The organism is Burkholderia sp. 4NA327C6 (assembly GCF_005502655.1).
GTDB classification, from domain to species: Bacteria; Pseudomonadota; Gammaproteobacteria; order Burkholderiales; family Burkholderiaceae; genus Burkholderia; species Burkholderia contaminans.
Genome location: NZ_SCNZ01000069.1, coordinates 1 through 26,102 on the forward strand (window position 1 = coordinate 1; position 26,102 = coordinate 26,102).

Below are 26,102 nucleotides of genomic sequence, written 5' to 3' on the forward strand. Positions count from 1 at the left end.
CGCACTTTCCTCGATTCGCTCGATCTCGCCAAGGAGAAACTCATCCCCCATTGATGACTCGTTCTTTGTCGGCCCGACTACCTGTCAGATCAAGTCCCGGCTAATACACTTCAGATGCACGGACTGCTCGGGCTTCAGGTTGTGGCGGTTGCGCAGCAGCAGCCAGCGACTGGATTTCAATACCTTGCGGGCCGGCCGGTCATGGCGTAACTGATTGGCCTGATCCACACGTACCCGATCGATCACCTCGCGCCCGTACTTGGCCACGACGTGGAACAGGTCGTAGACCACCTCGGCCTGCGGACACTGCGCCTTGATTTCCAACTCGTAGGCCGTGGTCATGTCGATCGCGACTGCTTCGATGCGCTCGGCGACACCCTCAGGAAGCTGCTCGAAGAAGGCGCGGGCCGTCTCGCGTGAGCGTCCCGATCCAATCCAGAGCACCTGCCGGCCGATCGGATCGACCACCACCGTGGCATACCTATGGCCTTTATGGAGTGCAAACTCGTCCATCGCCAAATAGCGGATCGTCGACCAGTCCGGCTCAGCCACACGCGCTTGCAAGCGCATCTTGTCGATCGATTTGACCGTGTGCCAGCCCAGATCGTAGAAGGCCGCCACTGCCTGTACGCTGGCCGCTTGCAGCAGTTTCTCGCAGGCCTTGGCAAATCGCTCCGTCACTCGCTGGTAACGGCCCAGCCACGCCAGCTTCTCCAGTCGCGGACCGCCGCAGCGTTCGCACCAGACCCGGCGGCGGGGCACGTGCAGCACCACCCGGTACTCGAACAGCGGCAGATCGCGCACGCGGCGAACCGTCGTCTCGTGGATTTGATGGCACCGTGCACCGCATTGCTCGCAGTACATCACCTTGCTGACCGGCTTCAAATGCAGCGATAGCGTACGGCCTTCTCCTTCCGGCCATTCCACCCGCTCTAACCGATAGCCCGTCCAGCAGCCCAGTGCCTGAAGTGCCTTGCGATCGAGCAATTGCTCCTCCTGACGTCCTTAAAGTCAGGCGTCAGGTTACGCAATCCCCCTCAAACGCTCCACGGTTTCCCGCGATGAACCGAATTTTTTCCCCGCTATAGTGGAATGGCTGGTCACGGTTGCGGTATCGCTGCTGGCCAGGTCATGACTGTAGAAAGGTGCTATATGAAAAACAAAATCGACAAGACCGTCGGACCGATCTGGGGTGTGGCAGCAGGATTGCTTCTTGCTGGTGCGGGATTGAGTTTTGGTATTTTCCCGGCGGCGCTGCGCAGCTCGGGCAGCGCAAACGACTTCATGGCGTCAGGCGCCGCGATGCTGGGCATCTTCCTGGTCGTCTATTCCACGCGCGAATTGCGAAGAAAGCGCGTGCACTGAGCGTTCGCGCGCCGCTGATTCCCGACGATCGACGCGAGCCGGGCGACGGCTCGCACGTGTGTTACGTCTTGCGGATTTCGTGGTTGTAGACGAGTTCGACGATTCGCTTCGTCGGAATACTCGCGCGCAGGCGGTCGACATTGTCGATCGGAAACCACTTGCATTTCTCGATCTCGTTGCTCGCTTGCGGTATCTGGTCCGGCCCGACCTCCGCGAAGAACACGTGATGGATCTTCGCGAGCCCGGTGAACTGCATCGAGTACACCAGATCCTGGCCGGTCATGCCGGTTTCTTCGCACAATTCGCGATGCGCGGCTTCGAGCGGTGTTTCCCCGCGCTTGATCGTGCCGCCGGGAAGGGCCCAGCGCGACGCCGCACGCGTGACGAGCAACACGCGCTCTTCGCGATAGCAGACGACGGTCGCGCGTTCCTTGATCGGAACGGCAGTCGTTTCGGGGGCTTGGTCGGGCGCGAGGGTTTGGGGCATGCTGCGATTCTAACCAGCACAAATCGATCGGCCAAGGCCGCTTGACCCGGTTTGACGATTGATTGCCGCCGATGCGCGGCCGGCACGCTGCGTGCGCGCCCAAAGCACACGGCCGGCGGCGGGGCCGTGCGCCGGACCGCCGATGCCGATTGGCACGACGACCGACGCGGCCCATCACGCGTGCCACGTTGTCATGCGGTTCGCACCGCGATTGCTTTTACTTCTTCTCCGGCAGGAACCAGTTCATCACGAGCGCGCAGATGCCGCCCGTCGCCACGCCCGATTCCAGCACGTTCTTCAGCGCGTGCGGCAGGCTGTTGAGGATGTCCGGCACTTGCGACACGCCGAGGCCGAGCGCGAGCGACACCGCGATGATCAGCAGTGCGCGACGATCGAGATGGACGCCCGCGAGGATGTTGATGCCCGATGCGGCCACCGCGCCGAACATCACCATCGCCGCGCCGCCGAGCACGGGCTCCGGCACGGCCTGCAGCACGCCCGCGACGACCGGGAACAGGCCGAGCACCACGAGCATCCCCGCGATCCAGATGCCGACGTAGCGGCTGGCGACGCCGGTGATCTGGATCACGCCGTTGTTCTGCGCGAACACCGAGCTCGGGAACGTGTTGAACACGCCGGCCAGCAGCGAGTTCGCGCCGTTCACGAGCACGCCGCCCTTGATCCGTTGCATCCACACCGGGCCCTCGACCGGCTCGTTCGAGATCTTGCTGGTGGCCGTGACGTCGCCTATCGCTTCGAGCGACGTGACGAGGTAGATGATCAGCATCGGCACGAACAGCGCCCACGAGAAGCCGATGCCGAAATGCAGCGGCGTCGGGACCTGGAACAGCGCGGCCTGGTGCATGCCGGTGAAATCGAGGCGGCCGAGGAATGCGGCCGCGAGATAGCCGATCACGAGCGCGATGACGAGCGCGGTGCTGCGCACCCACACGATCGGCACGCGGTTCAGCAGGATGATCGTGCCGAGCACGAGGCCGGACAGCGTCAGGTTCTCCGTGCTCGCGAAGGTGCCCTTGGCCATCGCGCCATAGCCGCCGCCCATGCTGATCAGGCCGACCTTGATCAGCGTGAGGCCGATCAGCAGCACGACGATGCCGGTGACGAGCGGCGTGATCAGGCGCTTCACGAACGGCAGGATGCGCGACACGCCCATCTCGACGAACGACCCGGCAATCACGACGCCGAAGATCGCGGCCATCACGGTCTCGACCGGCGTGCCTTGCTTGACCATCAGGCTGCCGCCGGCGATCAGCGGGCCGACGAAGTTGAAGCTCGTGCCCTGGACGATCAGCAGGCCGGCGCCCAGCGGGCCGAAGCGCTTGCACTGGACGAAGGTGGCGATGCCGGAAATCACCAGCGACATCGACACGATCAGGGTCGTATCGCGGCTGGATACGCCGAGCGCCTGGCAGATCAGCAGGCCGGGCGTGACGATCGGCACGATGATCGCCAGCAGGTGCTGCAGCGCGGCGACGAAGGCGACCATCGGCGCCGGCCGGTCGTTCGGGCCGTAGACGAGGTCGCGCGCCGAATCTGCGGCGTCGGCGCCGTGAGCGGCGGGTTGGGCGGAGGAGGCGGGTTGCATGGCGAGCGGGCCGGACAGGGTGGAAAGTGCGGCATTTTAGCCGAACGGCCCGCCGGCGCCGCTGCAATGGCGCGGATTCGGCGGATCGGGAAAACGGTGGCGGATCGGTGCCCGGGCCGGCCGTGACCGCGGCGCCCGTCGGTCAGCGGGGCGGTCGCAAAGCGGGCGAGGTCGGGATGGCGGTCGGGGCGGTGATCGCGTGGAACCCGGGCAACTCGGGAATCCGTTGCTCCATGAACTGCAGGAACGTGCGGGTCCGGAGCGGCAGATACCGGCGCGACGCATAGACGAGGTGCAGCGCATGCGGCGGCACCATGTCCCACTTCGGCAGCAACCGGACGAGTCGACCGCTGTCGATCAGGTCCTGAACGAGCCACGCGGGCCCGCTGCCCACCGCGTTTCCGGCAAGAAAGCATTCCCGCAGCGCCATCGAGCTGTTCACGCGATACCGGCCGCGCACCGGAACGACGACCTGCTCGTCGCCGCGCGCGAAGGCCAGTTCGTTGCCGATGTCCGCGCGTGCGTAGCCGACATACTCGTGCTTCGCGAGATCGTCCGGCCGGCGGAGCTTCGGTGCCCGCGCCACGTACGCCGGCGTGGCGACCAGCAGGCGCGGCGACGACGCGATGTGGCGCGCCACGGCGTCGGGCGGCAGCAGCTGGCCGAGGCGAATGGCGACATCGACGCCTTCCTCGACCAGGTCGATCACGCGGTCGGTCAATTGGAGTTCGACCTCGATCTCCGGCCACGCGGCGAGGAATTCGAGCACGAGCGCGTTCAGCCTCAGCTCGCCCAGCCCCAGCGGCGCATTGACGACCAGCTTGCCGACCGGCCGCACCGTTTGCCCGCGCACTTCGGCCACCGCGCTCGCGTATTCGTCGATCACGCGCTTGCACCGATCGTAGAACCGGCGGCCTTCGTCGGTGGGCGCGAGGCTCGTGGTCGAGCGTTCGAGCAGGCGAACGCCCAGTTCCTTTTCGAACGCGGCGACGATCTTGCTGATCGTCGGCTGGCCGGTGCCTTCCTCGCGCGCGACCGCCGAGAAATTGCCGAGCTCGATGGCGCGGACGAACACGCGCATGGATCGCAGCGAATCCATCTTATTCCTTCGTGGAATGAACCTTATTCGAGTCTCCCACATTCCTGTGCAATGGAGAATGACCTAACGTTCGCGAACCTTCAATCCCTGATGAGGAGTCGACATGAACGAGGCAACGCAATCTTCGGCACTGGACGGTGCGCACGTCGTGGTATTCGGCGGGAGTTCCGGCATTGGCCTCGAGGCCGCAGCGGCCGCGAAGGCAAAAGGCGCCAGTGTCACGCTGGTGGGCCGGACCCGCGCGAAACTCGACTCTGCCGCACAGGTGATCGGCGGCGCGCGCGTCGCGGTGGCCGACATCGCGGATCGCCATGCCGTGCAGGCCGTATTCGACACGATCACGCGCGTCGATCACCTGGTCGTCACGGCCGGCCGGTTCATTGCCGGCAAGCTGAACGACACCGATCCCGATCACCTGCTCGCCGCGCTGCAGGAGCGTATCGCCGGGCCGGTCTATGCGATCCGCGCTGCGTTGCCGCTGATGCCCGCGACCGGTTCGATCGTGCTGACCGGCGGGCAACTGTCGGATCGTCCGGCCGCGCAAGGCACGTCGGTCATTGCCGCGGCCGTGCGCGGGGTCGAGGCGCTGGCGCAGTCGCTCGCACTGGAACTGAAGCCGATCCGCGTCAACGTGGTTGCGCCCGGCTTCGTCGAGACGCCGCTGTACGACGCGTTCGGCCCGGAAGCGCGCGACACCATCCTCGCGGGCGCGGCGGCGGCATTGCCCGGCGGCCGTGTCGGGCGCGCCGATGAAGTGGGGGAAGCGATCGCGTTCCTGCTGGGCAACGGCTTCATGAACGGCGAGATCCTGCACATCGACGGCGGCGGCCGGCTGGTCTGAGCCGCGTGTCAGCCTGCCGCGCGCGTGCCGGTGCGGCGTGCCGGCGGGCGCGGCGCGCGGCCATCCGGATACGCGCGCTGGCAGACAGCGATGACCGCATCGCGCAAGCGGCGGTGCACGGGGTCGCCATGCATGCGCGGATGCCACAGCGCGGACACGAGGATCTCGGGCAGGCGCGCCGGGATCTCGAAGCTGCGCAGCCCGAGGGCCTCCGTGAGCCCTGGCGAGAACGCGTTGCCGAGGCTCGAGCGCGGCACGAGCGCGATCAGGTCAGTGCTGGCCGCGACACGCATCGCATCGGGGTAGCCCGGTACGACCACATGCACGGTGTGGCTCGGGCCGCCCTTGTCGGTCGAGTCGTCGGCCGGCCCGCCGAAATCGCCGAGCTGCGACGCGATCACGTGACGGCAGGCCGCATAGCGCGCGGGCGTGATTCTCCCCGATGCAAACAGCGGATGCCCGGCGCGTGCCACGGCGACGTGCCAGTCGTGAAACAGCATGCGGGTGTGCAACTCGGGGGCATCGTCGCCGCGTTTGCCGATTTCCAGATCGACGGTGCCGTCGCGCAGCGCCTGCGGATCGCGATCGGGCTTCGGGACGAAGCGGATGCGCACCAGCGGCGCGATTTCGCCGAGTGCGGCGACCACCGGGCCGGACAGCATTTCCATGAACGATGCGGCCGCGCGAACGGTGAACGTGGATGCGTGCGTCGCGATGTCCACGTCGGCGGTTGCCGGCCGCAGCACCGCGCGCGCATCGCTTGCGATCGCATGCACGCGGTCGCGCAGCGCGGCGGCGTGCGGTGTCGGCACGAGCTTGCGCCCGGCGCGCACCAGCAACTGATCGCCGGTGGAGATCCGCAGCCGCGTGAGCGTGCGGCTCATCGCGGACGTGCTCAGGCCAAGCCGGCGCGCGGCGCCGGTCACGCTGCCTTCCGACAGCAGCACGTCGAGCGCGGCGACGAGATTCAGGTCGATGTCTTCCATGGAGACAGGATACGCCTCTGAGCGATCTGACATGGCGCTGGATGCAACTATAAGTTGAATCCAGTGCGTCTGGCGCCTGTCGTGGTGCGCACCTATAGTGGCTGCATGACGAAACCCGGCAAAGGCGGAAACCATGCAATCAACTGTATCGAACGGAAATGCGCCCGCGATCCTGCTCGTCGCGGCGTCACGCGGCCTCGGGCTCGCGATGGCGGAGACGTTCCTGGACAAAGGCTGGCGCGTGACGGGCACCGTGCGCGCAGGAGCGGGGCGCACGAAGCTGCACGACCTCGCCGACCGGTTCGACGGCCGGCTCGACATCGAGACGCTCGACATCTGCGAACCGGCGCAACTGGCCGCGCTGCGCGAGCGGCTGTCGGGCCGGCGCTTCGACATGCTGTTCGTGAATGCGGGCACGACGAACGAACCCACCGAAACGATCGGCGAAGTGACGACCGACGAGTTCGTGCGCGTGATGATCACGAATGCGCTGGCGCCGATGCGTGTGATCGAGACGCTGCAGGATCTCGTGACCGAGGACGGCCTGATCGGCGCGATGTCGTCGGGGCAGGGCAGCGTCGCGAACAACGTCAGCGGGATGCGCGAGGTCTATCGCGGCAGCAAGGCCGCGCTGAATCAATTCATGCGCAGCTTCGCGGCGCGTCAGGCCGATACGCGGCGTGCGATGGTGCTGATGGCGCCCGGCTGGGTCCGTACGGAACTGGGTGGGCCCGATGCGCGCCTGACGATCGAGGAAAGCGTGCCGAGTCTTGTGAACGTGTTGATCGCAAAGCGTGTGCGCCCGGGGCTCGACTATCTCGACTACCTGGGGAGGACGGTGCCGTGGTAGCCGGCGCGTCGCGCGAGTAGAGGCCACTGGCGATCCGCCGTGTCGTTCGCGGCGCGGTGGCGGCACTGCGAAGGTCGCGCCGATTCAATACAATGCGACGACCCGCCAGTGACACGGCGTTGCGCCGTCGCGTTCGAATCCTTCCGGTTCGCCGCGCATTGCGTGCGTCCCCGTCGTGACGGCCCCCAGTCGAACACGGAGCGCAACATGAACGAACCTTACCTGCAGGTCATCGCGCATTTCTACGCCAAGCCCGGCAACGGCGACCGCGTGGTCGAATTGCTCGCGGAGCTCGCGCCCCTGACGCGCGCCGAGCCGAAGAATCTCGACTACGCGTATTTCCGGTCGCCGGAGGATCCCGACCACGTCGTGATCCTCGAACGCTACCGCGATGCGGACGGCCTCGACGTGCATCGGGAAACGCCGCATTTCCAGCGGATCGGGTTCGGCGCGATCATCCCGTTGCTCGATCGTCGCGAAGTGTCCAGCTACATGGTGCAGCCGGACACCGGCACGGCGACGCCACCGGGAGGCGCCCGATGAACCCGTTTCAATTCCGTAGCGTTCCGACGCAGGTCGTCGAATTCGGCGCCGCGCGGCGGCTCGGCGCGTTGTTGCGCGAGCGCTTTCCGGCGCTCGTGCGGCTGTGCGTCGTCACCGACGCGTTCCTGCATCGCAGCGGCGTGCTCGCGCCCGCGCTGGAGAGCCTCGCCGCGCACGGCTGGCAGGTCACCGTGATCGACGACGTAATCGCCGATCCGCCCGAGCACGTGGTGCTGGACGCGACCGAACGGGCCGTCGCGGCCGATGCCGAGATCGTGCTCGGCCTGGGCGGCGGATCGTCGATGGACGTCGCGAAGCTCATCGCGGTGCTCGCGCCGGGGCAGCAGGCGCTGGCCGACATGTACGGCGTCGACAAGGTCGCGAGCGCGCGGCTGCCGCTCGTGCAGATGCCGACGACGGCCGGCACCGGCTCGGAAGTGACGGCCGTGTCGATCGTCACGGTCGGCGAGGCGCGCAAGATGGGCGTCGTGTCGCCGCACCTGTTCGCGGACGTCGCGATCCTCGACGCCGAACTGACGCTCGGCCTGCCGCGTGCGGCCACGGCCGCGACGGGCATCGACGCGATGGTGCATGCGATCGAGGCCTACACGTCCGCGCGGCTGAAGAACCCAGTATCCGACATGCTGGCCGTGCACGCGCTGACGCTGCTGTCGCGCAACCTGCTCGCGGCGTGCGACGACGGCCGGAGCCGCCACGCGCGCGAGGCGATGCTGGTTGGCGCGATGTTCGCGGGGCAGGCGTTCGCGAATGCGCCGGTCGCGGCCGTGCATGCGCTGGCTTATCCGGTCGGCGGGATCTTCCATGTGCCGCACGGTCTGTCGAATGCGCTCGTGCTGCCGCACGTGCTGCGTTTCAACGCGCCGGCCGCCGCGCCGCTGTATGCGGAACTCGCGTCGATCGTCGCGCCGTCGGCGACGGGCAGCGATGAAGCGCGCACGCACGCGCTGATCGCCGAGATCGACCGGCTGATCGTCGCGACGGGCATTCCGCGCACGCTGCGCGAGGTCGGCATCGGGGAGGGCGACCTGCCGAGGATGGCATCGGATGCGATGCTGCAGACGCGCTTGCTCGTGAACAATCCGCGCGAGGTGACGGAGGCCGACGCGCTGGAGATCTATCGGCAGGCGTGGTGAGGCGGCGGCCGCGTCGTGCCGCCCGCCATGCATTCACGATGTGCTCGGGACCGCGAGCGGCGCGTGGCCGCCCGCCACGCCGCCGTCATGCGTTCGACGCGTCGGCGCCGGCTGCCACCACGTATGCCGAAGCCTGCTTCGTGCCGTCCGGCCGCGCTTGCAGATAGACACCCTGGATTTCCGGCTCGAAACCCGGCAGCGCGTTGATCCCGGCTTCGAGCGCACGGAAGTAGTCGAGCGCCGGGCCGCCCCATGCTTCGCCGGGCACCACGCAGAAGATGCCGGGCGGATAGGGCAGCGCACCTTCCGTCGCGATCCGGCCTTCGATGCGATCGAGCGTGACGAGCTCGACGTTGTTGCGGATCAGCTCGGTATTCGCGGCCTGCGGCAGCATCGCCTGCTTCGGGAACTGCGCACGCCGGAACATCTGCTTCTGCAGATGCTTCATGTCGTGGCTGCGGTAGAAGTCGTGCATCCGCTGGCACAGCTGCCGCAGGCGCATGTTGCCGTACAGCTCCGGATACGCTTCGCACAGCGACGGAATCGCTTCGCGCAGCGGCGTGTCCTGGTCGAGGTGGCGCTCGAACTGCGCGAGATGCGCGACCAGATGCTGCAGCTTGCCGAAACTTTCGGAAGGCGTGAGCAGGAACAGGATCGTGTACAGGTCGGCCTTCTCGGGCACGACGCCGTGCTCGCGCAGGTAGCGCGCCAGGATCGGCGCCGGCGCGCCGAACGCCGCGTATTCGTGCGTGTCGCGATCGATGCCGGGCGTCGTCAGCAGCAGCTTGCACGGGTCGACGAAATACTGATCGTCCGCATAGCCTTCGAAGCCGTGCCACGTGTCCGCCGGATGAAAGCGGAAGAAGCGCAGGTCGTCGACGATCTGCTCGGTCGGGTAATCGGCCCACGGGCGGCCGTCGATGCTCTGCGGAACGAACGGCCGGATCTGGCGACAGGTCTTCAGCAGCAGCTTGCGCGCATCGACGCCGTGCGCGACGCAGTCGCGCCACAGGCGCTTGCCGGCCGGCCCCGCATGCATCTGCGCGTTGACGTCGAGCGCGGCGAACATCGGGTAGAACGGGCTCGTCGACGCATGGATCATGTACGCGTTGTTGAAGCGCCGGTGATCGCAGAAGCGCTTCTGGCCTTCGATATGGCTGTCCTTCTTGTGGATCTGCGAAGTTTGCGAGAAGCCGGCCTGCTGCTTGTGCACCGACTGCGTGACGAAGATGCCGGGATCGTCGGGGCCGAGCGTGAGCATCAGCGGCGAGCAGTCCTGCATCATCGGGATGAACTGCTCGTAGCCGACCCACGCCGAATCGAACAGGATGTAGTCGCACAGGTGCCCGATCCGGTCGACGATCTCGCGCGCGTTGTAGATCGTGCCGTCATAGGTGCCGAGCTGGATCACCGCGAGCCGGAACGGGCGCGGCAGGCCGGCGCGCTCCGGTGCGACGTCGCGGATCGCGTCGCGGATGCGCGTTTCGTCGAGTGCCGCGCTGTCGACGCCGCCGATGAGGCCCCACGCGTTGCGCGCGGTCTCGAGGTAGACCGGCCGCGCGCCCGACAGCACCAACGCGCCGAGGTGTACCGACTTGTGGTTGTTGCGGTCGAACAGCACGAGATCGTCGGGCGCGAGCAGCGCGCTGGTGACGACCTTGTTCGACGTCGACGTGCCGTTCAGCACGAAGTACGTCTTGTCCGCGTTGTAGATCCGCGCGGCATTGCGCTGCGCTTCCAGTGCGGGGCCTTCGTGGATCAGCAGGTCGCCGAGCCGGACGTCGGCGTTGCAGAGGTCGGCGCGAAAGATCGTCTCGCCGAAGAAGTCGAAGAACATCCGGCCGAGCGGGTGATTCGAGAAGAACTGGCCGCCCTGGTGGCCGGGGCAGTCGAATTCGACATAGCCGCGCTGCACGTATTCGCGCATCACCTTGAAGAACGGCGGCAGCAGGTTTTCGCTGTAGATGTCGGCGGCGGCCGAGATCTGCCGGCCGTAGTAGTGGCGCCCGCCGTGGCGGAGCTGGATCACGCCGCTCGCGCTCGGCAGGATCGACGACGGCACTTCCTGGTTGGGCTCGACGGCGACGAAGAACGGAATCGCGAACCCGGTTCTTTCGACAGTTTCAAGCACCTGTTGCGCCGATTCGATTCCGACGACGATGGCCGCGATATTCGTGAAATCGGTCTGGAATACGTCGACCTGTTCGTGCGTGGTGACGAAGGCGCCGATCAGCGCCGGCTCGACTGCGATTTTCAACAGGCTCACGCGAACTCTCCCGTAAATGTGCGGAAAACGGGAGCGGCATTCGCACGGGCGAGTAATCCGCGTAAGCCGTGAAATCCGGCACGCGCTGCAGCCGATTGAAACGCTCCCGCGAATGCTGAATGCCGAATGGCGCGGCGCACGAAAAAGCCTTGTACGGTGCGGCCCGGCCGCCGCCGGGCAACGCACGGCGCAGCCGATCGTAGCAACAAAACCTGACGAATTCAATCGCCCGGAATCGACTCCCCGATTACCGGGCGAGGATGATCGAATAATCGGGAATCGGCATGCTGCAATGCACATCAAAATGAACCGTTCGTGAAACGCGATTTGAAAACGACCGATCGTTTCACCGAATCGTCTGCTTTTCATCAAATGGCATCTATGGCATAGTCGGCTCCGAATTGGATGGCGAATCAAACCGGATTTGCGAGCGTCTCACGCCGCCGCCCGTGACGCGCTGTCCGCGTGCTCGTGAGACGGACGATACCAATCGAAGCAACGCAACAACGAGGGCAAAAACTTGACGTCCTCCCGCGCCTAAAGGCGAAAGATTCCCACATCTGGCGATGCACGTCCGCATCGGAGAATGTTCAACGCAGCGTTGGTATCTCGATCATGCACGACACCACAGTCACTGCAGGCCCACTCTCTTATTCGCAGCCCCGCGATACCTTTCGGCCGCGTCGTGCTGTCTTTCGATCCGCACGCCGAACAGGACTGGGTCGAACCGCTTTCGTCGACTTCCTCGAACGTGGCTCCGTGCGCGATCGCTTTGTAGCGGAGCTTGTTTCGGAAGGACGACCAGGATGCGTCGTAGACGCTCTTCGCCATCCTGGTTCTGGCGAGTTTGACAGCCGATACGTTGCCGATCGCGATGTAATCGAAGCGCCGCACCAGATCGAGCGCGAGCTTGTGCTGGAAATCGGCACGGGCGTTCGCCACCTTGGCGTGCAGCTTCGCGATATGTCGCTTGTGCTTTCGCGCCCGTTGCGCTTTCGCCAGCTTTTCCGCCGCTCGTCGACCGAACTGGTCATTGGGCAGCTTCTCGCCGGTCGAAAGTGTGGCGAAGTCTTTCAGGCCGAGATCGATGCCGACACCGGAACGGATAGGTCGGGCCGGAACATCCGGCGTCTCGATCACGATGTTCAGAAACCAGTTGCCACGCGCATCTTGCGCAAAGCTGGTTCCGTCCTTGATCTTGCCTTCGGGAAGCAGCCGGCTGTTGAACACGCGAAAGGTGTTGCCGGCGAAGCGAAATGCGTTGCCTTCGCGCTTCAGGTCGCGGCCCTTCAGCGGCACCCAGCCGAGCGATTTCCTGCCGCGATAGCGCAGGTAGGGCCGACGGTGCTGACTGCGCGACTTCGCATATTGCTCGCACGTCGCGTTGACCGTGCCGGAGTGGATGCCGAGTTCCTTGCTACTCCCCGTCGTCAGCACGTTCAGGTCGAATCCCGTCGGCCACTTCTTGCGCCACTTGAGCGCGTGCTTCTGCGTGTCATTGCAAAAGTTCCAGACGTAGTTCACCGCACGGCTCTGCTTGTTGAGCAGTCCGTTGAGCGACTTTACGCGGTAGCGGTAGACGAGAATCATACCGGTGATCCTAATCTGTGGAAGAAGCTGCCTGTCAACAGCATTCCTTTCCTTCCCGCCATCAATGGCGGGATTTCTCGGAGCAAATTCTGATGAACACTTCTGTCGGTGGCATTCGTCGTCTCGGCATGCGCGCGCTGCTGGTCGACGACGAGATCACGCAGGAAACCGCGACCGGGCGTGCGGTCCGCACGCTGAGCGCGGAGCTCGTGCAGCGCGACATCGACGTGCTCACGGCCACGTCGGCCGACGATGCGATCATGCTGACCCGCTCCGACCCGTCGATCCAGTGCGTGCTGCTCGACTGGGATCTCGGCGTGGACGGCCACGGGCCGTCCGAGGCCGTGGTCGACGCGATCCGGCATCGCAACGCCAACGTGCCGATCTTCCTGCTGGCCGACCGCAGCGTCGCATCGTCGGTGCCGTCCAAGGTGATGGGCCAGGTCGACGATTTCGTGTGGCTGCTCGAGGATACGGCCGACTTCATCGGCGGGCGCATTCACGCGGCGATCGAACGCTACCGCGCGACCGTGCTACCGCCGATGTTCGGCGCGCTCGCGAAATTCTCGCGCGTCTACGAATACTCATGGCATACGCCCGGCCACACCGGCGGCACGGGCTTCCTGAAATCGCCGGTCGGCCGCGCGTTCTTCGAGTACTTCGGCGAAGCGCTGTTTCGTTCCGACCTGTCGATCTCGGTCGGCGAGCTGGGCTCGCTGCTCGACCACTCGGGCCCGATCGGCGAAAGCGAGCGCTACGCGGCCCGCGTGTTCGGCGCGCATCGCACGTATCACGTGACGAACGGCTCGTCGACGTCGAACCGCATCATCCTGATGGCGAGCGTGAGCCGCGACCAGATCGCGCTGTGCGACCGCAACTGCCACAAGTCGGCCGAGCACGCGATGACGATGTCGGGCGCGATCCCGACCTACCTCGTGCCGACGCGCAACCGCTACGGGATCATCGGGCCGATCGCGTCCGAGCGTCTCACGCAAACGGCGATCCGCGAGGCGATCGCGTTGAACCCGCTCACGGCCGGGCTCGCCGATCGCCAGCCGAAGCACGCGATCGTCACCAACTCGACGTACGACGGCCTGTGCTACAACGTTGCGCGCGTCGAGGAACTGCTCGGCGCGAGCGTCGACCGGCTGCATTTCGACGAAGCGTGGTACGGCTATGCGCGTTTCAACCCGATCTACCGCGATCGCCATGCGATGCACGGCGACCCGCGCGACCATCATGCGGACCGCCCGACGGTGTTCGCGACGCAGTCGACGCACAAGCTGCTGACCGCGCTGTCGCAGGCGTCGTACATCCACGTGCGCGACGGCCGCAACCCGATTCCGCATGGCCAGTTCAACGAAACATTCATGATGCACGCGTCGACGTCGCCGAACTACGCGATCATCGCGTCGAACGACGTCGCGGCCGCGATGATGGACGGCCCTGGCGGCGCGGCGCTCACGCACGAGTCGATCGAGGAAGCCGTCGCGTTCCGGCAGATGATCGCGCGGATGAACAGCGAGTTCGGCGCGAAGGGCGACTGGTTCTTCGAGTGCTGGCAGCCCGACACCGTGCTCGAGACGCGCACCGGCCGCACGTTGCCGTTCCACGATGTATCGCCCGAGCTGCTCGCGAGCGACCCGTCGTGCTGGGTGCTGCGCCCCGGCGCGCAATGGCACGGCTTCGGCAATATCGAGGACGGCTACTGCATGCTCGATCCGATCAAGGTGTCGATCGTCACGCCGGGCGTCGCGCCGGCCGGCGGGCTGATGCCGGTCGGCATTCCGGCGAGCGTCGTGACCGCGTATCTCGATGCCCGCGGGATCGTCGTCGAGAAGACCACCGACTTCACGATCCTGTTCCTGTTCTCGATCGGCATCACGAAAGGCAAGTGGGGCTCGCTCGTCAGCGCGCTGTGCGACTTCAAGCGCGACTACGATGCGAACCTGCCGCTCGACATGGCGATTCCGTCGCTCGCGAAGGAGCACGGCTCGCGCTATGCGGGCATGGGGCTGAAGGACCTGGCCGACACGATGTTCGCGGCGATGGAGCAGCTCGGCACGACGCGGTTGATGTCGGAGGCGTTCTCGATCCTGCCGAAGCCGGAGATGAGCCCGGTGCGCGCGTACGAGCATCTGGTGCAGGGCCGCGTCGAGCAGGTCACGCTCGAGGAACTGGCCGGGCGCACGGTCGCTACCGGCGTCGTGCCGTATCCGCCGGGCATTCCGCTCCTGATGCCGGGCGAGAACGCGGGGCCGGCGGGCGGCCCGGTGCTCGGCTACCTGAAGGCGCTCGAAGCGTACGACCGGCGCTTCCCGGGCTTCGCGCACGATACGCACGGCGTGGAAGTCGAGGACGGCACGTACCGCGTGTATTGCCTGACGGCCTGAACGAGCGACCGGCCGCGCGGCGGCCTCACATCGAAGGATCGACATCATGGAAAACGCAGCGCGCATGTCCGACGCGGCCACCGCGGCCGCGCCGAAGAACCGGATGAACGTCTGGCAGCTGACCATCCTCACGGCGGTCAACATGATGGGCTCCGGCATCATCCTGCTGCCGTCGAAGCTCGCGCAGGTCGGCACGATCTCGCTGCTGTCGTGGATCGTCACGGCCGGCGGCTCGCTCGCGCTGGCCTATGCATTCGCGCGCTGCGGGATGCTGAGCCGCAAGCCGGGCGGCATGGGCGGCTACGCGGAATACGCGTTCGGCAAGGCCGGCAACTACATGGCGAACTACACGTACGGGCTGTCGCTCGTGATCGCGAACGTCGCGATCGGTGTGACGGCCGTTGGCTACGGCACCGTGCTGTTCGACGCGACGCTGTCGCCGCTGCAGACCGGCCTGTGGACGATCTTCCTGCTCGTGCTCACGACGGTCGCGAACTTCGGCGGCTCGCGCATCACCGGCCGGATCGGCGCGGTGACGGTGTGGGGCGTGATCATTCCGGTCGTCGTCGTGTCGCTGATCGGCTGGTTCTGGTTCAGCGGCGCGACCTGGGGCGCCGCATGGAATCCTAACAACCTGCCGTTCGGGCCGGCCGTCGGCAGCTCGATCGCGGTGACGCTGTGGGCGTTCCTCGGGCTCGAATCGGCGTGCGCGAACTCGGACGCCGTCGAGAATCCGGAGCGCAATGTGCCGATCGCCGTGCTCGGCGGCACGATCGCGTCGGCGATCTTCTACATCGTGTCGACCAACGTGATCGCGGGGATCGTGCCCAATGCGATCCTCGCGAAATCGAATGCGCCGTTCGGCATCGCGTTCGCGACGATGTTCACGCCGACGGTCGGCACGATCGTCACCGCGCTGATGGTGATCGCATGCATCGGCTCGCTGCTCGGCTGGCAGTTCACGGTCGCGCAGGTGTTCAAGAGTTCGGCGGACGTCGGCTACTTCCTGCCGGTGTTCGCGCGTGCGACGCGCACCGGCACGCCGATCGTCGGGATGGTGATCCTGCTGGTCGCGCAGGTCGCGCTGGCGCTGATGACGATCAGCCCCGAGCTGAGCAGCCAGTTCCAGAAGATCGTCGATCTCGCGGTCGTCACGAACCTCGTGCCGTACGTGATGTCGATGGCCGCGCTGATCACGATCCAGAAGGTCGCGAAGGTGCCGCCCGCGAAGGCGCTGCTTACGAACGTGATCGCGATGGTGGCCACCGCGTACAGCTTCTATGCGCTGTTCAGCTCGGGCGAGCAGGCGCTGATGCTCGGCGGCCTGTGCGTGTTCCTGGGCTGGACGCTGTTCGGCTTCGTCAGCGCACGCTTCTACCAGATGGAAGTCGACGCCCACGTGAAGGAGCCGGGGAAGTCGCTGCAGGCGTGATACCGGCGGCGGCAAGCGCCGCCGTCATCGGGCAGGGCGGGCCAGCAGCGGCGGAAGGTCGTGCTTCAGCAGGTCGACGACGGCCCGCACGCGTGGCGGCAGCGGCCGCTGCGCGTGCACGAGCACGTTGAGCGCGAAATCGGGAATCACGTACCGCGGCAGCAGCTCGACGAGCGTGCCGGCCGCGAGCGCGTCGGCGCAGGCCGGCTGCTGGACCACGCCGATGCCGCCGCCGGCCACGATCGTGTCGAACATCGGGCGCCAGTGGCTCGTCGTCATGATCGTGCGGATGCGCGCGTAGTCGAGCGCGTCGCCGTCGCGCTGCAGCGGCAGCCGTTCGCTCGCGAAGACGCCTTTCACGCGAATGAACGGGTGGTTCGCGAGATCGGCCGTCGTGTCGATCGGGCCGTGCCGCTCGAGATACGACGGCGCGGCAACGAGCCGGCGGCCGACCGTGCCGACCGGATGCGCGACGAACCCGCCGTCGCCGAGTTGCCCGACTCGGATCGAGATGTCGACGCCTTCCGTGACCGGATCGACGATGTCGTCGTTCAGGACCAGATCGATGTGCAGGTTCGGATACGCAGTGCGGACATGCATCAGCACACCCGGCAGCACGACCTCGCCGACGCATTGCGGCGCCGCGAGCCGGATCGTGCCGTCGAGCGCGTTTTCAGTCTTCGACACCGACGCCACCGCATCGTCCGCCGCTTCGAGCAGCGCCTTGCTGCGTTCGTAGAAGATCCGGCCTTCTTCGGTGCACGTGAGGGTGCGCGCGCTGCGCAACAGGAGCCGTGTACCGAGATGCTTCTCGAGTCGCTCGATGCGCTCGCTGACGGCCGGCTGGCCCATGTCCAGATCGCGCGCCGCGCCGGACATCGTGCCGCGCTCGACGACCCTCACGTAGATGCGCATCGTCGCCAGCAAATCCATGAAGTCGCGCCCCTTGTCCGGTTCCGGTTGATGCCGATCGACGGATGGTACCAAAGCAGCACTGCCGGAAGGTGCGCGACGAACCGATACTGACCATCGGTTGACGAGGCCGCGTGTGTTCGCCGGTGCGATGGGGGACAATCGGCTTCCGTGCGCTCGACCGGAGACGATGACATGACGCAACAGGATGAAGCGGTGCGCACGCGCTGCGTCGCATGGCAGGTCTTGCAGACGTGGCAGGCAGCCGAATGGTGCCGGCTCGGCGAGTCGCGAACGGGAGTCGACCTGTCGGGATCGGTGTCGGGTGCGATCGACGGCTCGCCGTTTCGCATCGATTACGCAATCGCATGCGGCACGGACTGGCTCACGCGCTCGGCGCGCATCACGCAGTGGGGCGGCACGCAGCCGCCGCGGCGGTGGGACATCCGCTGTGATGCAGGGCGATGGACGATCGATGGCGTCGACGTCCCGGCGCTCGCGGGCGCGACCGACCTCGATCTCGGTTTCAGCCCGTCGACGAATACGCTGCCGATCCGGCGGCTCGGGCTGGCCGTCGGCGAAGCGGCCGTGATCCATACCGCGTGGCTGCGCTTTCCGGATTTCACGTTCGTGCGCGGCGAGCAGCGCTATACGCGCACGGCGGAGCATGTGTACCGCTACGAAAGCGGCACGTATGCAGCCGATATCGCAGTTGACGAAGCGGGTCTCGTCACCGACTACGACGAATGGCGGCGCATCGGCGCGGCCCCCACACGCTGATTCACGCGTATCACCGCGCCGCCGCGCGTTGGCCGCGATGCGTCAGCGTGCGCTCGCGACCGACAGCTTGCCCGGAATCAGCTTCAGCGCGCTGAATGCGTCCGCGATGTTCTGCTGATACGCGAGCGTCGCGTCGCTGATCGGCTGCACGCCGTAGCCGGCGCGCTTGAGTGCGACTTCGAGCGTCGGCGCGTCGAGGCCGACGAGCGGCGACAGTTGCGTGGCGACTTCGGGCACATGGTCGCGCGCCCAGCGGTCGACCGCGTCGACTTCGTCGAGCAGCGCGCGCACCACCTGCGGGTGAGCGGCCGCGTATTTGCGCGCCGCGAGGTAGTACTGCGTATTGCGCACGAGCCCTTCGCCGTTCGCGATCACGCGCGCGCCGATCTGCCGCTCGGCGGCGGCCAGGTACGGATCCCAGATCACCCACGCATCGACGTTGCGCTGCACGAACGCCGCGCGTGCGTCGGCGGGCGTCAGGTAGATCGGCTGGATGTCGGCATACGTGAGGCCCGCATGTTCGAGCGCCTTCACGAGCAGATAATGGACGTTCGAACCCTTGTTGAACGCGACCTTCTTGCCGCGCAGCTGCGCGACGTTGCGGATCGGCGAATCGGGCAGCACGACGATCGCCTCGCCCTGCGGCGCGGGCGGCTCGTTGCCGACGTAGACGAAATCGACGCCGCCCGCCTGCGCGAAGATCGGCGGCGTCTCGCCGATCGTGCCGACGTCGATCGCGCCGGCGTTCAGGCCTTCGAGCAATTGCGGGCCGGCCGGGAATTCGAGCCATTGCACGGTGACGCCCTGGCTCGCGAGCCGCTTCTCCAGCGTGCCGCGCGCCTTGAGCACGACGAAGTTGCCGTATTTCTGGAAGCCGACGCGCAGCCGCGTGCCGCTGTCTTGCGCATGTGCAGGCAGGCCCGCGAGCGGGCCGAGCGCGAGCCCGGCCAGCCCGGCGGCCGCGCCTTGCAGCCACTGGCGGCGATGCGGGTTCGCCGGTGTCGGTTCAACGTCAGCGTGCGGTGTGTCGTTCATCGAGGTGTCCTGCGTGCGGGTTCACGGGCCGCGCGCGAAAGACGGCGCGGCCGGCGCACGGCGGCCCCGATGCGGGCGATGCGCGCCACGGGCCGGCCCGCGCCGGATTCAGGACGATACGGCCGTGCAGGCCGGCGGCCAACCAACGAATCCGCATATGCAAATCAGCGGCGGGCCAGGCGGCCTCGTTCGGGCCGGTGATCGGCACGGGAACCCGCCGGCGCGGCGCGCCGCGCCGGCGAATCCGCACACGCACACGCACACGCACACGCACACGCACACGCACACGCACACGCACACGCACACGCACACGCACACGCACAGCCGCCCGGCATTCGACGCACGACTGCCGCGACCCTCAATCGGAGCCGGCCGGGATTTCCTCGATCGAATCGACGCGATCCGGATAGAACGCGAGGTGCCCGCGGATCGCATCGACGGCCGGATACGGCGCCTCGTAGGTCCAGACGGCATTGACCGCGCGCTCGCCGCCGACCGGAATCGAGTAGTAGGCGGCGTCGCCCTTGTACGGACAGTACGTCGCGTGATTGGTGCGTTGCAGCAGTGTCAGGTCGGCGTCCTCGCGCGGGATGTAGAACACCGCCGGGTAGGCGGCTTCGCGCAGCGCCAGCGCGCGGCGCGTATCCGCGACGACCCGGCCGGCCGCCTTGACCACGACGCGCCGCGGGTGCAGTTCGACCGTGATCGGGTGATCGGGGCCCGGCGTCTTCACCGGGCGAGCAGACGTATCGGAGCTGACAGGCATCGTGTGTCCTCCTGGAATCGGCGACGCGGCGGCGCCGGGCGAATCCCGGCGCGCCCGTGCCGGCGTTGGCCAGCCGATACGATGCGCCATTTCGGGCAAGTCTGCAGGGGGCCGGAAGACGGCGGCGCGAGACGGCCGCCCGGCGCTCGCGTGGACGTTTCCATGCACGGGCAGCGGGTTGCATCCACGACGATAAGCAACGCGAAATTAATTGGTAAGCGATCGCCGGGAGGCGCGCGAAGATCGGCCGTCGTCATTTGCATGACAGCTCTTTCCTGTCTCCGTCACCATGAAGAATGCTTTCGTTTCGTCAGCTGCGCGCCGTGCGCGCGGCACACCCCATGTCGCCGCCGCCCTGCGCTGCATCGCGGCGTCGCTGCTGCTCGCCGGCGCGGCCACGCAGGCGCTCGCCGCGCCGTCCGGCAAGACGCTCGTGTTTTGCACCGAAGGCAGCCCGGCCGGCTTCGATCCGGGCCAGCATACGACGAGCACCGATTTCGATGCGAGCACGTACCCGGTCTACAACGGGCTCGTGCAGTTCAAGCGCGGCACGCTCGATCTCGAGCCGGCGCTCGCGACGAGTTGGGACGTGTCGCCCGACCAGCGCACGGTCACGTTCCACCTGCGGCGCGACGTGAAATTCCAGACCACCGCGTGGTTCAAGCCGACGCGGCCGTTCCAGGCCGACGACGTCGTCTTCACGTTCCACCGGATGCTCGATCCCGACGATCCGTTCCGCAAGGCCTATCCGGTCAGCTTCCCGTATTTCAGCGACCTCGGCTTCGACCGCAACATCGAGCGCATCGACAAGGTCGACGACTACACGGTGCGCTTCGCGCTGAAGACGCCCGACGTGGTGTTCGTGCGCAATCTCGCGATGGCGTTCGCGTCGATCCTGTCGGCCGAGTATGCGTCGCAGCTCGCGGCGCGCCATCGCGAGGCCGACATCAACCAGTTCCCGGTCGGCACGGGGCCGTTCCTGCTGCGCACGTACCAGAAGGACGCGCTGATCCGCTACGACGCGAATCCCGACTACTGGAAACCGGACGACGTGAAGCTTTCGCGCCTCGTGTTCGCGATCACGCCCGATCCGGCCGCGCGCCTGCAGAAGCTGGTGGCCGGCGAGTGCCAGATATCGGCGTTCCCGCGGCCGGCCGATCTCGACACGGTGCGGCGCGACCCGAAGCTGACGTTGTTCTCGGGAATGGGCTTCAACGTCGGCTTCGTCGCGTACAACACGCAGCATGCGCCGCTCGATCGCGTCGACGTGCGGCGCGCACTCGACATCGCGATCGACAAGTCGGCGATCGTGAAGACCGTGTTCAACGGCGACGCGAAGATCGCGACGAACCCGATGCCGCCCGCGCAATGGTCGTACAACCCGCGGCTGAAGGATGCGCCGCGCGACCCGGCGGCCGCGAAGGCGCTGCTTGCGCAGGCCGGTTTTCCGAACGGCTTCGACCTGACGCTGTGGGCGATGCCGGTGCAGCGCCCGTACAACCCGAACGCGCAGTTGATGGCGCAGCTGATTCAGCAGGACTGGGCGAAGATCGGCGTGCGCGCGAAGATCGTCAGCTATGAATGGGGCGAATACAACCGCCGCGCGAAGCACGACGGGCAGCACGACGCGATCCTGTACGGCTGGTCGGGCGACAACGGCGACCCCGACAACTGGCTCGGCACGCTGCTCGGTTGCGACGCGGTGCACGGCAGCAATCTCGCGAAGTGGTGCAACCAGGATTTCGAGAAGCTGGTGGACGCGGCGCGCTCCAATGGGGACGTCGCGAAGCGCACGGCGCTGTACGAGCAGGCGCAGGTCGTGTTCAAGGACCAGGTGCCGTTCACGCCGATCGCGACGTCGATCGTGTCGCTGCCGGTGTCCAAGCGCGTGCACGGGCTGACGTTCTCGCCGCTCGGCGGGCATCGCTTCGACGGAGTCTGGCTGGATTGACGAGCGGGTCGCGCGGACGGGTGTTTTCGTCCGCGCCGTGTGATGACGGGAAAAGCCGGCGCGATGCAGTGCGCCGGCTGCCGGCAGGTCGCGTCGGTTCAGTTGAGCGCGACCGCTGCCGCGGCCTCGACCGGCGAGCCTTCGAGCGCGACCGACGGCCGTCCGTCCGGGCCGACCGGCACGTCGCCGATGAGCGTCGTGCGATACAGCTGGCGGTCGAAGTCGAGATCGAAGATGTCGACCGGCGCGAGGTGGGCGGTCGCGCGGTTGTCCCAGAACGCGATGCTGCGCGGTTCCCACTTGAAGCGGATCGTGAATTCCGGCCGCGTCACGTGTTCCCACAGCAGTTCGAGCAGCGCCTGGCTCTCGCGCGGCGTCAGCCCGACGACCGATTTCAGGAAGCTCGGGCTCACGTACAGCGCGCGTTCGCCGGTCTCCGGATGCACGCGCACGAGCGGATGCTCGGTGACGAGCGGCCGGCGTTCGACCGCCTCGTCGAACGCGCCGGTGGCGCGCGCACCGGCCGGCGGCGTGAAGCGGTGAATGCCGCGCAGGCCGTCGACGAAGCCGCGCAGCGGCGCGGACAGCGTTTCGTACGCCCGCACGAGGTTCGTCCAGTGCGTGTCGCCGCCGTACGGCGGGATCGTCACGCCGCGCAGGATCGACGCCCACGGCGGGTTCACGGCGGCCGTCACGTCGGTGTGCCAGCCGGTCCACGGGCGGCGCACCGGTTCGCCTTCGAAGCGCGTCGCCTTGCGATGCTTCGCGATCGAATAGACGGCCGGATGCCCGTCGACATGCCCGAACACCGGGTGGCCGACCGTCGGCTCGCCGAACTGCGCGGAGAACGCGACGTGCTGCTCGTGCGTGAGGAACTGCTCGCGGAAGAAGATCACGCGCCATTTCAGCAGCGCGGCGCGGATCGCCGAGATCTGCGGCGTGGTCAACGGTTGCGTGAGGTCGACGCCGCGGATTTCCGCGCCGATATGGGCGGACAGCGGAATCACGTCGACCGGCTGGGCGGCGGGTTCGAGTAGGGCGCTCATGTGACGCTCCTGGCGGAAGTGGAGGGGACGGAGGGCCGACATCGTTGCGCGGGTGCGCGTCGGTCCGGAGGCGGGAAGTGCATGGTCGGTGTCCGGTAGCGGAAAGCGGGGCAGGCGCGGCGGCGCGCATGGAGCACCGCCGCCGCGCGACGCGGGCGTTATTGCAGCGTCGCCCCCGGCCCCTTCAGCACGACGCTCTGGCGGCCGTCGACGCCGACCGGCACGTCGCCGTGCACGGTGGCGCGGCGCACGACGCGGCGCGCATCGCCGTAGTCGTTGATCGCATAGTGCTGCGTTGCGCGGTTGTCCCAGATCGCCACGTCGCCTTCCTGCCAGCTCCAGCGCACGGTGTTCTCGAGACGCGTCACATGTTCATGGAACACCTGCAGCAGGTGCGCGGAATCCTGCGCCGACAGCCCCTTGAGCCGCTGCACGAAATGCCCGAGCACGAGCGTGCGTTCGCCGGTTTCCGGGTGGACGCGCACGACCGGGTGCTCGGTTTCGTAGACGGTCGACGTGAACACTTCGCGGTAGCGCTTCAGTTGCGTATCGTCGGCGTGTACGTGCGTCGACGCGTAGTCGTACGCGTTGGTATGCAGTGCCCACAGCGTGTCGGCGAGCGCGCGCAGCGGGTCGGGCAGGTTGGTGTACGCGGCGGCCGTGTTGGCCCACACGGTGTCGCCGCCGAACGGCGGAATCACGACGGCACGCAGGATCGAGATCTTCGGGTACGCATCGACGAAAGTCACGTCGGTGTGCCACGAATTGGCGCGCGCGCCGTGCGCGGAATCGAGTTCGAGCAGGTGCGCGCTGCCGTCGACGGACGGCACGGTCGGGTGCGCGACGGTCTTGCCGAAGCGGCGTGCGAACGCTTCCTGCGCGGTGTCGTCGAGATGCTGCTGGCCACGGAAGAACAGCACCTTGTGGCGCAGCAGCGCGGCCTGGATCGCGTCGAACGTCGCGTCGTCGAGCGTGCCCGACAGCCGCACGCCGGCGATCTCGGCGCCGATCCGGCCGGCGACCTGGCGAAGCTGGAGCGGCGTGGCGGCCGTGCGCGGCGCGGCGTGCGAAGCATGCGAAGACGGGTGAGCGGCGTGCTGGACTTCGGACATCGGGAGTCTCCTGGAGTCGGATCGGTCGAGTCTCCATTCAAGCAGGGACCGCGCGCAATCGGAACCGATGAATCGTCACAACCTTAGCGTGGGCGCAGCGATGATCGATATGCATCGTCATGCTGAGCAATGCGGCGCGTCGTGCGCGCTACCACGCCAGCCGCCATTCGCCGATCCGGTGCGGGCGCGGCGTGTCGATGCGCTGGCCGCCCGGGCGGTCGTCGCCCAGCGGTTCGTGATCGTCGAAATCGGCGAGCACGGTGTCGCGCAATCGCGCGAATGCCGGCGAATCGCGCCGGCGCGGGCGCGGCAACGCGACATCGACGATGCGTTCGATACGGCCCGGGCGCGGCGCCATCGTCACGACGCGGTCGCCGAGATACACGGCTTCGTCGACGTCGTGCGTGACGAGGATCATCGTGATGCGCTCCTGTTCCCAGATGCGCAGCAGTTCGTTCTGCATCCGCGCGCGCGTCTGCGCGTCGAGCGCGCCGAACGGCTCGTCGAGCAGCAGCACGCGCGGGCGGTTCACGAGGCCGCGCGCGATCGCGACGCGCTGCGCCATCCCGCCCGACAGCTGGTTCGGATACGCGTGCTCGAAGCCGTTCAGCCCGACGAGCGCGATGTGATCGGCAACCGCGCGCCGTTTCGCGGCCGCGTCGAGCGGCGCGTTGCGCAGCGCGGCCTCGATGTTCTGCGCGACGGTGAGCCACGGGAACAGCCGGTGATCCTGGAACACGATCCCGCGCTGCAGCGACGTGTCGTGCACGCGTTCGGCACCGGCCCGGATCTCGCCCGCGTAATCGGTATCGAGCCCGGCGATCAGCCGCAGCAGTGTCGACTTGCCGCAACCGCTCGAGCCGACGATCGTGACGAATTCACCGGCGCGCACGTGCAGCGACACGTCGTCGAGTACGGCGAGCGCCGCGCCGCGTTGCGCGTAGTGCTTGCTCACATGGAGGATGTCGAGCGAATCGGAGGCGAGAGTCGTCATGGCGGTGCGAGGAAAAGGGGGACGAGGAAGAATCAGGCGATCAGCGCGCCAGGTCGCCGCGCCGGGCCAGCACCTTGCGCTCGATCGCGCGCGCGACCGCGTTCAGCGCCCAGCCGGTCACGCCGACGACGATGATCCCGAACAGCACGAGATCCATCCGGAACTGTTCGCTGCCGTCGATCAGCGTGTTGCCGATCCCGCTGCCGGCGACCAGCAGGTATTCGGCGCCGAGCGTCGCGAGCCACGAATAGATCAGGCCGAGATACAGCCCGGTGAAGATCGACGGCAGCGCGGCCGGCAGGATCACGTAGCGCACGAGCTGGAGCCGCGAGTAGCGCAGCGCGCGAGCGACGTCGACATACGCGCGCGGCACCGCATGAATGCCGTCGCAGGTGTGCGCGGCAACGGGCAGCAGCGCGGCGAGCGACAGGAACACGACCTTGGCGACGTCGCCGAGGCCGAACCACACGGAAATCAGCGGAATCCATGCGAACAGCGAGATCTGCTTGAACGTGTCGAAGCTCGGGCCGACGATGCGCGCCGCGACGCGCGACAGCCCGAGCACGGCGCCGAGCAGCAGCCCGCCCGTCGCGCCGAGCACGAAGCCGCACGCTTCACGTGCGAGCGACGCGGACAGCGCACGGCCGAGTGCGCCGCTCGTGGCCTGCGCCCAGGCGGTGCGCAGCACGTCGGCGGGGCCGACGAGCAGCCCGCTGTTCACGAGGTGCGCGGAAGCGATCGCCCACCACAGCGCGAACGCGACGAGCGGCAGCACGAAGCCGCGCCAGTCGGGCGCGCGCAGGCGGCGGGTGGCCGTGGTGGCAGGCGGGGTGGCGTCAGGCGCGGCAGCAGGATACGTCAAGGGCGGGACTCCTTCGGTGGCGCGGGCAGCGG

The 26,102-nt window shown here is 67.2% G+C and carries 22 protein-coding genes and 1 pseudogene; 9 read left to right on the plus strand and 14 right to left on the minus strand.

Annotated features, from left to right (window positions below):
* Positions 1-111 precede the first annotated feature (111 nt).
* Positions 112-987: pseudogene (locus FFS49_RS38370) on the minus strand (ISL3 family transposase); the annotation flags it as partial.
* 165 nt (positions 988-1,152) lie between these two features.
* On the opposite strand from FFS49_RS38370, the gene FFS49_RS38375 reads away from it, so the two are divergent.
* Complete coding sequence (locus FFS49_RS38375) at positions 1,153-1,365, plus strand: hypothetical protein (RefSeq protein ID WP_039370284.1); 213 nt, start codon at positions 1,153-1,155, stop codon at positions 1,363-1,365.
* Positions 1,366-1,426: 61 nt separating this feature from the next.
* On the opposite strand, the gene FFS49_RS38380 is transcribed toward FFS49_RS38375, so the two are convergent.
* From FFS49_RS38380 to FFS49_RS38390, 3 genes are all read right to left on the minus strand, one after another.
* Entirely contained in the window at positions 1,427-1,852 is a 426-nt protein-coding gene (locus FFS49_RS38380; protein ID WP_039370238.1) for an NUDIX hydrolase, read from the minus strand.
* A 217-nt stretch (positions 1,853-2,069) separates the two neighbouring features.
* Positions 2,070-3,458 carry a nucleobase:cation symporter-2 family protein gene (locus FFS49_RS38385; protein WP_105816695.1) on the minus strand — a complete coding sequence of 463 codons (1,389 nt, stop codon included), beginning with the start codon at positions 3,456-3,458 and terminating at the stop codon, positions 2,070-2,072.
* A 142-nt stretch (positions 3,459-3,600) separates the two neighbouring features.
* Positions 3,601-4,557 carry a LysR family transcriptional regulator gene (locus tag FFS49_RS38390; RefSeq protein WP_105816694.1) on the minus strand — a complete coding sequence of 319 codons (957 nt, stop codon included), beginning with the start codon at positions 4,555-4,557 and terminating at the stop codon, positions 3,601-3,603.
* Positions 4,558-4,660: 103 nt separating this feature from the next.
* On the opposite strand from FFS49_RS38390, the gene FFS49_RS38395 reads away from it, so the two are divergent.
* Positions 4,661-5,398 (plus strand): SDR family oxidoreductase, encoded by a 738-nt coding sequence (locus FFS49_RS38395; RefSeq protein ID WP_071332858.1) that lies wholly within the window; start codon positions 4,661-4,663, stop codon positions 5,396-5,398.
* 8 nt (positions 5,399-5,406) lie between these two features.
* Here FFS49_RS38395 and FFS49_RS38400 read toward each other — a convergent pair whose 3' ends face one another.
* Positions 5,407-6,384: a LysR family transcriptional regulator gene (locus FFS49_RS38400; protein WP_105816693.1), complete on the minus strand. Its 978-nt coding sequence runs from the start codon at positions 6,382-6,384 to the stop codon at positions 5,407-5,409.
* 133 nt (positions 6,385-6,517) lie between these two features.
* On the opposite strand from FFS49_RS38400, the gene FFS49_RS38405 reads away from it, so the two are divergent.
* The 3 genes from FFS49_RS38405 to FFS49_RS38415 all read left to right on the plus strand — a co-directional run bounded on the left by FFS49_RS38405 (position 6,518) and on the right by FFS49_RS38415 (position 8,931).
* Positions 6,518-7,234: an SDR family oxidoreductase gene (locus tag FFS49_RS38405; RefSeq protein WP_105816692.1), complete on the plus strand. Its 717-nt coding sequence runs from the start codon at positions 6,518-6,520 to the stop codon at positions 7,232-7,234.
* Positions 7,235-7,441: 207 nt separating this feature from the next.
* Positions 7,442-7,777, plus strand: coding sequence for a putative quinol monooxygenase (locus tag FFS49_RS38410; protein ID WP_039370220.1), 336 nt, complete (start codon positions 7,442-7,444; stop codon positions 7,775-7,777).
* Positions 7,774-8,931 (plus strand): iron-containing alcohol dehydrogenase, encoded by a 1,158-nt coding sequence (locus tag FFS49_RS38415; protein ID WP_105816691.1) that lies wholly within the window; start codon positions 7,774-7,776, stop codon positions 8,929-8,931. Before FFS49_RS38410 ends, FFS49_RS38415 begins: the two co-directional genes overlap by 4 nt.
* Before the next feature lie 85 nt (positions 8,932-9,016).
* On the opposite strand, the gene FFS49_RS38420 is transcribed toward FFS49_RS38415, so the two are convergent.
* Complete coding sequence (locus FFS49_RS38420) at positions 9,017-11,197, minus strand: ornithine decarboxylase (RefSeq protein WP_105816690.1); 2,181 nt, start codon at positions 11,195-11,197, stop codon at positions 9,017-9,019.
* Positions 11,198-11,734: 537 nt separating this feature from the next.
* Positions 11,735-12,787, minus strand: a complete 1,053-nt coding sequence (locus FFS49_RS38430; protein ID WP_105816688.1) for an RNA-guided endonuclease TnpB family protein — start codon at positions 12,785-12,787, stop codon at positions 11,735-11,737.
* A 92-nt stretch (positions 12,788-12,879) separates the two neighbouring features.
* Here FFS49_RS38430 and FFS49_RS38435 point away from each other — a divergent pair, with 92 nt between their 5' ends.
* Positions 12,880-15,180 carry an Orn/Lys/Arg decarboxylase N-terminal domain-containing protein gene (locus tag FFS49_RS38435; protein WP_137910428.1) on the plus strand — a complete coding sequence of 767 codons (2,301 nt, stop codon included), beginning with the start codon at positions 12,880-12,882 and terminating at the stop codon, positions 15,178-15,180.
* 46 nt (positions 15,181-15,226) lie between these two features.
* Complete coding sequence (potE, locus tag FFS49_RS38440; RefSeq protein ID WP_071332853.1) at positions 15,227-16,612, plus strand: putrescine-ornithine antiporter; 1,386 nt, start codon at positions 15,227-15,229, stop codon at positions 16,610-16,612.
* 24 nt (positions 16,613-16,636) lie between these two features.
* Here the strand turns inward: potE and FFS49_RS38445 are convergent, their stop codons facing one another.
* Positions 16,637-17,545, minus strand: coding sequence for a LysR family transcriptional regulator (locus FFS49_RS38445; protein ID WP_105816686.1), 909 nt, complete (start codon positions 17,543-17,545; stop codon positions 16,637-16,639).
* 174 nt (positions 17,546-17,719) lie between these two features.
* Here FFS49_RS38445 and FFS49_RS38450 point away from each other — a divergent pair, with 174 nt between their 5' ends.
* Entirely contained in the window at positions 17,720-18,304 is a 585-nt protein-coding gene (locus FFS49_RS38450; RefSeq protein ID WP_105816685.1) for a putative glycolipid-binding domain-containing protein, read from the plus strand.
* A 42-nt stretch (positions 18,305-18,346) separates the two neighbouring features.
* Here FFS49_RS38450 and FFS49_RS38455 read toward each other — a convergent pair whose 3' ends face one another.
* Both FFS49_RS38455 and FFS49_RS38465 read right to left on the minus strand, forming a co-directional pair.
* A complete protein-coding gene (locus tag FFS49_RS38455) occupies positions 18,347-19,339 on the minus strand; it encodes a sulfonate ABC transporter substrate-binding protein (protein ID WP_105816684.1) in 993 nt (330 codons plus the stop codon).
* A gap of 358 nt (positions 19,340-19,697) precedes the next feature.
* Entirely contained in the window at positions 19,698-20,105 is a 408-nt protein-coding gene (locus FFS49_RS38465) for a DUF427 domain-containing protein (protein ID WP_071332850.1), read from the minus strand.
* Between the two features lie 289 nt (positions 20,106-20,394).
* Here FFS49_RS38465 and FFS49_RS38470 point away from each other — a divergent pair, with 289 nt between their 5' ends.
* Positions 20,395-22,056, plus strand: coding sequence for an ABC transporter substrate-binding protein (locus FFS49_RS38470; RefSeq protein ID WP_105816682.1), 1,662 nt, complete (start codon positions 20,395-20,397; stop codon positions 22,054-22,056).
* A gap of 98 nt (positions 22,057-22,154) precedes the next feature.
* Here the strand turns inward: FFS49_RS38470 and FFS49_RS38475 are convergent, their stop codons facing one another.
* The 4 genes from FFS49_RS38475 to FFS49_RS38490 form a co-directional block, all read right to left on the minus strand.
* Positions 22,155-23,102, minus strand: coding sequence for a TauD/TfdA family dioxygenase (locus FFS49_RS38475; protein ID WP_039370185.1), 948 nt, complete (start codon positions 23,100-23,102; stop codon positions 22,155-22,157).
* 158 nt (positions 23,103-23,260) lie between these two features.
* Positions 23,261-24,214, minus strand: a complete 954-nt coding sequence (locus tag FFS49_RS38480; protein WP_105816681.1) for a TauD/TfdA family dioxygenase — start codon at positions 24,212-24,214, stop codon at positions 23,261-23,263.
* Positions 24,215-24,362: 148 nt separating this feature from the next.
* Positions 24,363-25,208: an ABC transporter ATP-binding protein gene (locus FFS49_RS38485; RefSeq protein WP_105816680.1), complete on the minus strand. Its 846-nt coding sequence runs from the start codon at positions 25,206-25,208 to the stop codon at positions 24,363-24,365.
* A gap of 40 nt (positions 25,209-25,248) precedes the next feature.
* The gene (locus FFS49_RS38490) at positions 25,249-26,070 is read right to left on the minus strand and encodes an ABC transporter permease (RefSeq protein ID WP_105816679.1); all 822 of its coding nucleotides are present in this window, start codon (positions 26,068-26,070) and stop codon (positions 25,249-25,251) included.
* Positions 26,071-26,102: the final 32 nt, after the last annotated feature.

Bases quoted from the DNA above. Each gene is read 5' to 3' on its own strand.
- FFS49_RS38375 (WP_039370284.1), top strand. From the start codon at position 1,153: ATGAAAAACAAAATCGACAAGACCGTCGGACCGATCTGGGGTGTGGCA.
- FFS49_RS38380 (WP_039370238.1), bottom strand. From the start codon at position 1,852: ATGCCCCAAACCCTCGCGCCCGACCAAGCCCCCGAAACGACTGCCGTT.
- FFS49_RS38385 (WP_105816695.1), bottom strand. From the start codon at position 3,458: ATGCAACCCGCCTCCTCCGCCCAACCCGCCGCTCACGGCGCCGACGCC.
- FFS49_RS38390 (WP_105816694.1), bottom strand. From the start codon at position 4,557: ATGGATTCGCTGCGATCCATGCGCGTGTTCGTCCGCGCCATCGAGCTC.
- FFS49_RS38395 (WP_071332858.1), top strand. From the start codon at position 4,661: ATGAACGAGGCAACGCAATCTTCGGCACTGGACGGTGCGCACGTCGTG.
- FFS49_RS38400 (WP_105816693.1), bottom strand. From the start codon at position 6,384: ATGGAAGACATCGACCTGAATCTCGTCGCCGCGCTCGACGTGCTGCTG.
- FFS49_RS38405 (WP_105816692.1), top strand. From the start codon at position 6,518: ATGCAATCAACTGTATCGAACGGAAATGCGCCCGCGATCCTGCTCGTC.
- FFS49_RS38410 (WP_039370220.1), top strand. From the start codon at position 7,442: ATGAACGAACCTTACCTGCAGGTCATCGCGCATTTCTACGCCAAGCCC.
- FFS49_RS38415 (WP_105816691.1), top strand. From the start codon at position 7,774: ATGAACCCGTTTCAATTCCGTAGCGTTCCGACGCAGGTCGTCGAATTC.
- FFS49_RS38430 (WP_105816688.1), bottom strand. From the start codon at position 12,787: ATGATTCTCGTCTACCGCTACCGCGTAAAGTCGCTCAACGGACTGCTC.
- FFS49_RS38435 (WP_137910428.1), top strand. From the start codon at position 12,880: ATGAACACTTCTGTCGGTGGCATTCGTCGTCTCGGCATGCGCGCGCTG.
- potE (WP_071332853.1), top strand. From the start codon at position 15,227: ATGGAAAACGCAGCGCGCATGTCCGACGCGGCCACCGCGGCCGCGCCG.
- FFS49_RS38445 (WP_105816686.1), bottom strand. From the start codon at position 17,545: ATGGATTTGCTGGCGACGATGCGCATCTACGTGAGGGTCGTCGAGCGC.
- FFS49_RS38450 (WP_105816685.1), top strand. From the start codon at position 17,720: ATGACGCAACAGGATGAAGCGGTGCGCACGCGCTGCGTCGCATGGCAG.
- FFS49_RS38455 (WP_105816684.1), bottom strand. From the start codon at position 19,339: ATGAACGACACACCGCACGCTGACGTTGAACCGACACCGGCGAACCCG.
- FFS49_RS38465 (WP_071332850.1), bottom strand. From the start codon at position 20,105: ATGCCTGTCAGCTCCGATACGTCTGCTCGCCCGGTGAAGACGCCGGGC.
- FFS49_RS38470 (WP_105816682.1), top strand. From the start codon at position 20,395: ATGAAGAATGCTTTCGTTTCGTCAGCTGCGCGCCGTGCGCGCGGCACA.
- FFS49_RS38475 (WP_039370185.1), bottom strand. From the start codon at position 23,102: ATGAGCGCCCTACTCGAACCCGCCGCCCAGCCGGTCGACGTGATTCCG.
- FFS49_RS38480 (WP_105816681.1), bottom strand. From the start codon at position 24,214: ATGTCCGAAGTCCAGCACGCCGCTCACCCGTCTTCGCATGCTTCGCAC.
- FFS49_RS38485 (WP_105816680.1), bottom strand. From the start codon at position 25,208: ATGACGACTCTCGCCTCCGATTCGCTCGACATCCTCCATGTGAGCAAG.